This is a genomic window from Pseudomonas emilianonis (assembly GCF_023072625.1).
Classification (GTDB): Bacteria; Pseudomonadota; Gammaproteobacteria; order Pseudomonadales; family Pseudomonadaceae; genus Aquipseudomonas; species Aquipseudomonas paraveronii.
In genome coordinates this window covers 1-7,266 of the sequence record NZ_JAKNRV010000265.1, presented here as the reverse complement: position 1 = coordinate 7,266, position 7,266 = coordinate 1, and the positions used below count along the sequence as shown (strand labels likewise).

Annotated in this window: 8 protein-coding genes and 5 pseudogenes; 5 read left to right on the top strand and 8 right to left on the bottom strand. The window is 54.7% G+C overall.

Features of this window, described 5'->3' with window-relative positions:
- From L9Z73_RS21745 to L9Z73_RS21735, 3 genes and pseudogenes are all read left to right on the top strand, one after another.
- Window positions 1–193, top strand: a pseudogene (locus L9Z73_RS21745) (glutathione transferase); the annotation flags it as partial.
- 54 nt (window positions 194–247) lie between these two features.
- Window positions 248–889 carry a LysE family translocator gene (locus L9Z73_RS21740; RefSeq protein ID WP_247405292.1) on the top strand — a complete coding sequence of 214 codons (642 nt, stop codon included), beginning with the start codon at window positions 248–250 and terminating at the stop codon, window positions 887–889.
- A 119-nt stretch (window positions 890–1,008) separates the two neighbouring features.
- The gene (locus L9Z73_RS21735; RefSeq protein ID WP_016975135.1) at window positions 1,009–1,536 is read left to right on the top strand and encodes a DUF4142 domain-containing protein; all 528 of its coding nucleotides are present in this window, start codon (window positions 1,009–1,011) and stop codon (window positions 1,534–1,536) included.
- A gap of 54 nt (window positions 1,537–1,590) precedes the next feature.
- Here the strand turns inward: L9Z73_RS21735 and L9Z73_RS21730 are convergent.
- From L9Z73_RS21730 to L9Z73_RS21720, 3 genes and pseudogenes are all read right to left on the bottom strand, one after another.
- Window positions 1,591–1,722 (bottom strand): annotated as a pseudogene (locus L9Z73_RS21730) (IS4 family transposase); the annotation flags it as partial.
- Window positions 1,723–1,881: 159 nt separating this feature from the next.
- A complete protein-coding gene (locus L9Z73_RS21725) occupies window positions 1,882–2,523 on the bottom strand; it encodes a hypothetical protein (protein WP_247405289.1) in 642 nt (213 codons plus the stop codon).
- Between the two features lie 332 nt (window positions 2,524–2,855).
- Window positions 2,856–3,443: pseudogene (locus L9Z73_RS21720) on the bottom strand (transposase); the annotation flags it as partial.
- A 48-nt stretch (window positions 3,444–3,491) separates the two neighbouring features.
- On the opposite strand from L9Z73_RS21720, the pseudogene L9Z73_RS21715 reads away from it, so the two are divergent.
- A pseudogene (locus tag L9Z73_RS21715) lies at window positions 3,492–4,456 on the top strand (IS5 family transposase).
- 124 nt (window positions 4,457–4,580) lie between these two features.
- On the opposite strand, the pseudogene L9Z73_RS21710 reads toward L9Z73_RS21715, so the two are convergent.
- The 3 genes and pseudogenes from L9Z73_RS21710 to L9Z73_RS21700 form a co-directional block, all read right to left on the bottom strand.
- A pseudogene (locus L9Z73_RS21710) lies at window positions 4,581–5,207 on the bottom strand (IS4 family transposase); the annotation flags it as partial.
- Between the two features lie 169 nt (window positions 5,208–5,376).
- Window positions 5,377–5,877, bottom strand: coding sequence for a methylated-DNA--[protein]-cysteine S-methyltransferase (locus tag L9Z73_RS21705; RefSeq protein ID WP_247405286.1), 501 nt, complete (start codon window positions 5,875–5,877; stop codon window positions 5,377–5,379).
- Window positions 5,878–5,969: 92 nt separating this feature from the next.
- Window positions 5,970–6,302, bottom strand: a complete 333-nt coding sequence (locus tag L9Z73_RS21700; RefSeq protein WP_247405283.1) for a hypothetical protein — start codon at window positions 6,300–6,302, stop codon at window positions 5,970–5,972.
- On the opposite strand from L9Z73_RS21700, the gene L9Z73_RS21695 reads away from it, so the two are divergent.
- Window positions 6,301–6,618, top strand: a complete 318-nt coding sequence (locus tag L9Z73_RS21695; protein ID WP_247405280.1) for a helix-turn-helix domain-containing protein — start codon at window positions 6,301–6,303, stop codon at window positions 6,616–6,618. The two genes, L9Z73_RS21700 and L9Z73_RS21695, sit on opposite strands and share 2 nt — an antisense overlap.
- A 104-nt stretch (window positions 6,619–6,722) precedes the next feature.
- Here the strand turns inward: L9Z73_RS21695 and L9Z73_RS21690 are convergent, their stop codons facing one another.
- The gene (locus L9Z73_RS21690; protein WP_247405278.1) at window positions 6,723–7,028 is read right to left on the bottom strand and encodes a DUF6482 family protein; all 306 of its coding nucleotides are present in this window, start codon (window positions 7,026–7,028) and stop codon (window positions 6,723–6,725) included.
- A gap of 23 nt (window positions 7,029–7,051) precedes the next feature.
- Window positions 7,052–7,266 (bottom strand): DUF3833 family protein (locus L9Z73_RS21685; protein WP_247405276.1); only part of this gene is annotated, 215 nt, incomplete at its 5' end.

The window sequence follows — 7,266 nt, the reverse complement described above, 5'->3', positions numbered from 1 at the left end:
CGACTTCGCCGCGCTGGTGCAACGCCTGCGAGCTGCTGGCGTAGTGGAGTGGCGCGACAACCGCAGCGAGGGCGCCTCGTTCTATTTTCTCGACCCCGATGGCCACAAGCTCGAAGCCCATGTCGGTGATCTGGCCTCGCGCCTGCAAGCCTGTCGCGCCAAGCCTTATGCCGGTATGCAGTTTTACCCGTAGCGCGGGAACGTGCAGAATCCCTCCACCTCTCAACCGTTTGTCAGAGTCGCGCCCATGACCCCGTCCTTACTGTTCGCTGTCCTTGCTTCGGGTTTTATCTACGGCATTACGCCTGGTCCGGGGGTGTTGGCCGTGTTCGGTATTGGCGCGGCCCGGGGCCGTCGCGCCGGGGCCGGTTTTCTGTGCGGGCATTTGCTCGGCGATGTGCTGTGGTGCAGCACGGCGCTGATTGCGATCGTGGGGGCGCGGGAAGTCGGCAGCAGCGCGTTTGATGTGCTGGGCGTGCTCAGTGGCACGTACCTGTTCTGGCTGGGCTGGCGCGCGATCCGTACCCAGCGCCGTAGCAGCGATGCCCCCCAGGGCGCGGCGCGGCATCCGTTCTGGCACGGCATCCTATTTGGCCTGACCAACCCCAAGGCGTACCCGGTGGCGGTCGCCACGTTTACCGCGTTGCTGTCCAGCCGTGCCGAGTTGCTGACCTGGGCAATGCTGCCGTCGTTGATCTTGCTGAGCTTTATCGGTGGGCTGTTGGCCTACGCGATTCTGATCGGCGTGGTGGGCGCACAGCGGGTGCGCACGGTGTATCAGCGTCACGAAATCCTGATCACCAAGCTCTGCGGGGTGATGTTTATCGGCTTCGCCATCAATGCGCTGGCCCACGCGTTGCCGGGCCTGTTCGGCAGTAAACCGGCCTGAGGCGGCCACGACCGTTCGTCGCACGGGCAAGTTTTTTCTAAACCTTTGCAGCTGTTAAAATTCGAATCCAGAGCGGGGTGTCTGTCCCCGCATCTATTTTTGCCCTGGAGGAACCCATCATGAGCCGCATGGCTATCCGGTTACGCACCGCCAGTTTCGCGATGCTGCTGGGCCTCGGCGCCAGCAATGCTTTCGCCCAGTCGCCGGCTGAATTCATCGAGCAGGCGTCGGCCAAAGGCATGGCCGATATCGAAACCAGCCGCATGGCTCACGCCAAAACCTCGTCCCAGGAAATCAAGGACTACACCATCGAGGTGATCAACGAGCGCACCTTGGCCAACCAACACCTGGCGGCCATCGCCAAGAAGCTCGACCTGCCCGTGGCGCCGCGCGAGAAGATCGTCGATAAAGCCGAAACCCTGATGCCCGAGCTCAAGGACGGTGACTCCTTTGACGCCGCCTACACTGCGCAGCAGGTCAAGGAAAATGAAGACGCTATCGCCCTGTTCAAACAGGAAGGGGCCGCGTCGGATGTTCCGGAAATAAAGGCGCTGGTGGATGAGACGCTGCCCAAGCTCGAAGAGCGTCTGCAAAAGGCTCGCGCCTTGGCCTCTACCTACGGCAAAGGCCATCAAGGCGACGGTTGAGGCCTGTACTTGATATGGAAAACGGCGGTTGGAGCCTGAGGGATCCCCACAAATTTACTCCAAGCTCTGCGCCTGATGATGCACCTCATCACGCAGAGCATGCTCCAATATTTCCAAGTGTTCTCGGTCACCTAAACCAGTGCAACTGCGACAATACTCCAGGCCTAAACACCACAATGAAAGTACGATGGCCACCCAGACCATTTACTCCTTCGGTAGCCCATATTTTGTTCACGGTTAGGAGTCTGACAGACCAATAGGTAAACTTTTCTAAAATAGCCCCCAAGTTCTTCACCTTCAGCCCTGAAATTTTGGACGCGAACCCCCTACTGTGATTTTCGGAAATTAATTTGCTGGGTAATATCCTCCCATGCCTTTTATATATCGTGAACCGCAAGGGTCTTGGTAGCTATTGGTACAGAGATGGGTTTTTGTCGGATCGCCGTTTTTAAAATTTAGCTCTCCCATGCACCATTTTTTAGAAACCGGGTCTGTCACGTCATCACAAGCTCCAGGGTAAGCGGGTGTTCTTGTGTACACATTTACTATGTGTGAATCATTAACGAGCGCAACATTAGCAAACAAAAAACTAATAACATATTTACCATTCGACAAACCAAACCCAATGTGAAAAGCCACTTTGTCTTCGACGTAGAACTTGTTCCGATTAGGAATTGGGCTATTGCCATACACATACCTTATGCATTCAATGATGGCATCGTATATCGGAGCAGGGATAAATACGACCCTATTGTTATTAGCAAGCAAACCCAGTGCGCCCAAATTAAGTTTATATTCATCTATAGGCCGAAACGAGCTTTCTTCCCATTTATTTTCCTCCATGCAACCAGCGATTGGCAAACCTGCTACAAGGTCCTGATCGTCATAATCGTACATGGCTTTTGCATAGTTCATCTTATTCACCGTCAGCATTAGGAGCGAAAACAAAAAGCTTGCCGCCCAGCCTTTTCGATAAGAACTGACCATGATGTACTCCACTTAGTGATTTTCGTATTGGGCGATTTCAGTATGGGTGCCAAGAAAAAAACCGAAAACTGTAAGAATTAACAGTTCTTTATAAAAATTCTCGATTATCACTATAGCCAATCTGAATTAACAATATTTAGCACCCGAGAAATGAGATATTTCTACCTCTCTGTGACAGGCTAGTGAACCGCGTTCAAACTCTCATTCTCTTTGCACAAATATCCCCATAAGCATGAGCAAATTGATTCTGACTGAGAGGGAAAGCTTTTTCGAAAGCAGCATGCCAGCGGGCCATGGGAATAGGGGGTTGACCCTGAGGGATCCCCACAAATTTACTCCAAGCTCTGCGCCTGATGATGCACCTCATCACGCAGAGCATGCTCCAATATTTCCAAGTGTTCTCGGTCACCGAAATCAGTGCAACTGCGCCAATACTCCAGGTCTAAACGTCACAATGAAAGTACTCGCCTTTCTTTGAGGCTGTTGCTTTGATAGCGCCGCTCCAATTGGTTCTCCCGTGCCTGCAACCCCGCTAAGAAGATGAGGTAGTTGGCCAAAATGGCAATCAACAACAATACTTCGATGCGCTTTGGACAATGGCTTCGATGCAGATTCAGACCCAATCCCAGGTGTTCACTTTTTACGTCTCGGAAGCCTTCTTCGATCTACATACGGCGCTTATAAATCGCCACGATTTTTGCTGGGCTCCACTCGATTTGCGACAAGTTACTGGCAAGTAACCACGGCTCGCGCTCACGTTTGGCGGACTGCCGGCTGAGTTTGCTTCTGGCAATTGAGCCCGTAACGCGTTGGTGTTTGCGCCCCTTGGCTGAATGGCGGACGCGGTAAAAACCGATGAAGTGAGGGGCGCTACGCGTCATCTCGACACGGCCTAACGACTTAGGGAAACTCCGAACAAGTCCTCAGATGTGCTGAAATACACTTTCACCACCTGACCCGAGCCACGCATGAGCCAGATGAGCTTTTCCGACTTTGAATACGCCGGCAAGCGCAGGCAAACCCGCCGTGAACGCTTCCTTGCCGAAATGGATCAGGTGGTGCCCTAGAGTGGTTTGTTGGGGTTGATCGAACTGTATTACCCGAAGGCTGGTGGTGGCCGTAAACCGTATCCGCTGGAGACCATGTTGCGCATCCATTTGCTGCAAAACTGGTTCTCGCTGAGCGACCCGGCCATGGAAGAAGCGCTTTATGAAATCACTCCCATGCGTCAGTTCGCCCGCCTTACATTAAGCGCGCCGATCCCTGAAGACACCACAATCATGAACTTCCGGCACTTGCTGGAGACGCATCAACTCGAACCTGCGATCCTTGCTTGCAGGAAAAAGGTCTGTCGCTGCGCCAGGGCACCATCGTCGATGCCACCATTATTCACGCTCCTAGTTCGACCAAAAACGAAGAGGGAAAGCACGATCCCGAGATGCAACAAACCAAGAAAGGTAATCAGTACTTCTTTGGAATGAAGGCCCATATTGGCGCGGCTGCAGAGTCAGGATTGGTTCATCACGTCCACGGCACAGCCGCGAATGTGGCTGACGTAACCCAAGTTGCTGAGCTGCTACATGGCGAGGAAAGCGCGGTCTATGCAGACGCTGGTTACACCGGCGTCGAGAAGCGTGATGAGCACGAAAATCGTAAAGTGATCTGGCAGATCGCGGCGCGACGTAGCACTTATTCACGACTGAATAAACGGAGCCGACTCTACAAGGCCAAGCGCAAATTCGAGTACTGCAAAGCCCTGACGCGGGCCAAGGTCGAGCATCCGTTTTGGGTGATCAAGCGCCAGTTTGGTTATGTGGAAGTACGCTTTCGTGGGCTGATGAAAAACACCGCTCAACTGACCATGCTGTTTGCTCTGTCGAACCTTTGGATGGCTCGAAAACAGCTGATGGGTATGGGCGAGTTACGCGTGTAACGCGGGGATCTGGGCTGAAAAGCCCGACGAAGCAGTGCCGACGGGCCTTTGTGTGTTAAGCAACGCTGAAAGTCGTGTTTGTTTCGACTAACAGCACGCTCACCGCGATGTTGATCGGAGTTTCCTTAGGTGATGAGGTAGCCAGAGCGTACAAATTTTTCACCGGTTGCCAGTCATTTTCTTCGCGACAATAGAGCTCACGACTTCGTATTCGGGCCACGTAATACCAGCCCTGCGCCGCTACGGCCTTCATCCAGAGGCGCCGGAAACCGGCATCAGTGACCAGGACTGGAACGCATCCATCAGGCAGTAATTCAGCCAACATTTTGATCAGGCGGCTTTGATATTTTGGGCAACTCTAGCGCTCATGAACGCTTTCATAAATAGGAAACGAGCGCCCCGCAAACGGGACTGCAGCCCTCAACAAAAAGGCGTCGCCAGGTGTATCAATTCTCGACCAGTCGACCAAAATTAAAGAATGCTTCAGGGAGCCCAATAATGCCTGCAGCATCACCCAATAGAACAGTGGCCTCTCTGCTCTCAGGTGTTGATTACCCTACAATCGGTCCACTCGCTTGATCGCGTGTTTTAGATACGCCTGACCTGGCATAAAACGTCCCAGCGCTGTCAGCGTCAGGCGACGGCCTTGTAGTAACGAACTGACACAACTCATCAGCGTTGTCAGGCGGCGAGAATGGATTGAAGGCAGTGCTTGAGCGAGCGCTCTGTGTAAAAAACGGGTGGCCTGTATGGGTTCGGTTTCTTGTTTTTGTGTGGTGCAAACCAAGTTGCCGACTCATGTAGGCTTCTTCAATGTTCCTACTTCTTGATTTTCGGTAAGAAAAATCGGGGATACCTCAGGGTCGGAGCTCATCCCACCGCCGTTTTTTATGCCGGGTTCTGGTCGGTCGCCGGCGCACTCAGAACCGCATTTCTGCCTGGCCTGTGCCTTCCAGTGCGAGCAGATACTGCTTGGCCGCAAGCCCGCCGGCAAACCCGGTCAAGCTGCCCGACGCGCCAATGACCCGATGGCACGGTGCAATGATCGAGATTGGATTACGCCCATTGGCCGCGCCCACTGCGCGCACGGCTTTCGGGTTGCCGATCTGCCGGGCGATCTGGCTGTAGCTGCGGGTTTCGCCAAAGGGGATGGTCAGGAGTGCTTGCCAGACTTGCTTCTGAAAGTCGGTGCCGGTGAAGTCCAGTTCCAGCTCGAAATGATGACGGGTACCGGCGAAGTATTCCTGCAACTGGCGTTCGGTTTCCAGCAGCACAGGGTTGTCATTGGCCTCGTGCAATTCACCCAGGCGTACACGGTTGGCGCGCTCGCATTCCCACAGGATGGCGTTGAGTTTGCCATTGCGCGCCACCAGGGTGAGCTCGCCGACGGGGGAGGGCATGAGTGTGTATTCGTAGGGCATGAGCGGGCTCCTGGGCGAGTGGGTGATGGCTCAGTCTAGAGCAACCCATTCCACTGGAAACTGCGTTTCTTGCGGTCGAATTCTCCGCCACCTTAGACGTTCCAGTAAATCCAATCGGCAAGAGAGTGATACCAATAAGGCCATGAAAGGTCATGGAGCGCCATGAGTGGCGAAGCGGTCCCCAGCACAACCATCGAGACGATGTTAAGTAGGGTGCCGATCAACGCCAGCACCATCACACGCCGGCTGGCATGGCGCCTGTCAAACCTGACGCCATACGCGGACGCAACGATCGACCCGAGCGCCAGGACCAGCCCCAGGGGAAACGGAAGCCTTACCAGAGCGACCAGCAAGGACAATACCAGCACCCAGCCGAGCACTTGGCGCAGTACGCGTTTTGGCGTTCGGTGTTCAGGTTCAAGCATGGCAATCATCCCGGTTTTGCGGGTTGGACAGGGCGACATCATCCCGCTACGCAGGCGCTGCTGCATTCAGACTTTGCTTGAGTTGCAGCTAGCGATCCTGTTGCAGCACCTTGAGCGCGCGCCGACGCGAGGAACCCCGAACGGCTTTTTCACGGGGCTTTCGCAAGCGCGCTTTGCGAAGGCGATTGATGTGCCCGTGGGAACGCTTCAGAACTGGGAACAGGGGCGACGTGAACCTGAAGGACCGGCAAGGGCATTATTGCGTGCCCTCTACAATGATCCTGGTCACGTATTGGCGGCCCTGGAGCATAGATAACCGTCTGTGATGACCGTGTGGATTGAGCCGCGTAAGTTCTTTCGCGCAAGGCACTAGGCTGATCTTCCCTGGCCGGGAAGGTCAGCCAAAGAATGAAACGCGCCTTAGAAGGACTGGGCCAGCGTAAACGGAATACGCATCGCGCCGATGGGTCCTTCACGTGTACCGCACATTTCATCGTGGACGCAGTGCTGCACCAGCACACAAGGAAACGGCGGAACCCGTTGCAACAGGTCGCGCAAATGCGTGGTGGAGCCGATGCGCATCGGCTTCGCATCCTCGTCCAGCAGCGTCATCGCCGTATGCTCGAGGCTGACGCGTGCGATGTAGAAACCGCCCTCCAGCGACAGCAACTCCAACTCTCGTACCTCACCCTTCACGGCCAGTTCGGTCAGCATTTGCATATTCATGATTCAACCTCGCAGTGGGTCGTTCATTGGCGACGGAAGAACAGCGTGACCTGGCCCCATTCGACGCCAAACTTGGACATGCTCGAACGGTTGATCAACGTGTCTTCGTCCATCAAGTACATCCAATCGTCAAAACTGACTTCGTAAACCGAGCCATCCACCGCCAGGTTGAGGCGGTAGCGCCAACGCAGTGCGTTGCCGGCGACCTCGCCAATCGCCTCGCCAACCACATCCCCCG

What these genes read in the sequence shown, in the direction of transcription:
- L9Z73_RS21690 (WP_247405278.1), bottom strand. Translation starts at nt 7,028, where the DNA reads ATGAATATGCAAATGCTGACCGAACTGGCCGTGAAGGGTGAGGTACGA.
- L9Z73_RS21695 (WP_247405280.1), top strand. Translation starts at nt 6,301, where the DNA reads ATGGCAATCATCCCGGTTTTGCGGGTTGGACAGGGCGACATCATCCCG.
- L9Z73_RS21740 (WP_247405292.1), top strand. Translation starts at nt 248, where the DNA reads ATGACCCCGTCCTTACTGTTCGCTGTCCTTGCTTCGGGTTTTATCTAC.
- L9Z73_RS21705 (WP_247405286.1), bottom strand. Translation starts at nt 5,877, where the DNA reads ATGCCCTACGAATACACACTCATGCCCTCCCCCGTCGGCGAGCTCACC.
- L9Z73_RS21735 (WP_016975135.1), top strand. Translation starts at nt 1,009, where the DNA reads ATGAGCCGCATGGCTATCCGGTTACGCACCGCCAGTTTCGCGATGCTG.
- L9Z73_RS21725 (WP_247405289.1), bottom strand. Translation starts at nt 2,523, where the DNA reads ATGGTCAGTTCTTATCGAAAAGGCTGGGCGGCAAGCTTTTTGTTTTCG.
- L9Z73_RS21700 (WP_247405283.1), bottom strand. Translation starts at nt 6,302, where the DNA reads ATGCTTGAACCTGAACACCGAACGCCAAAACGCGTACTGCGCCAAGTG.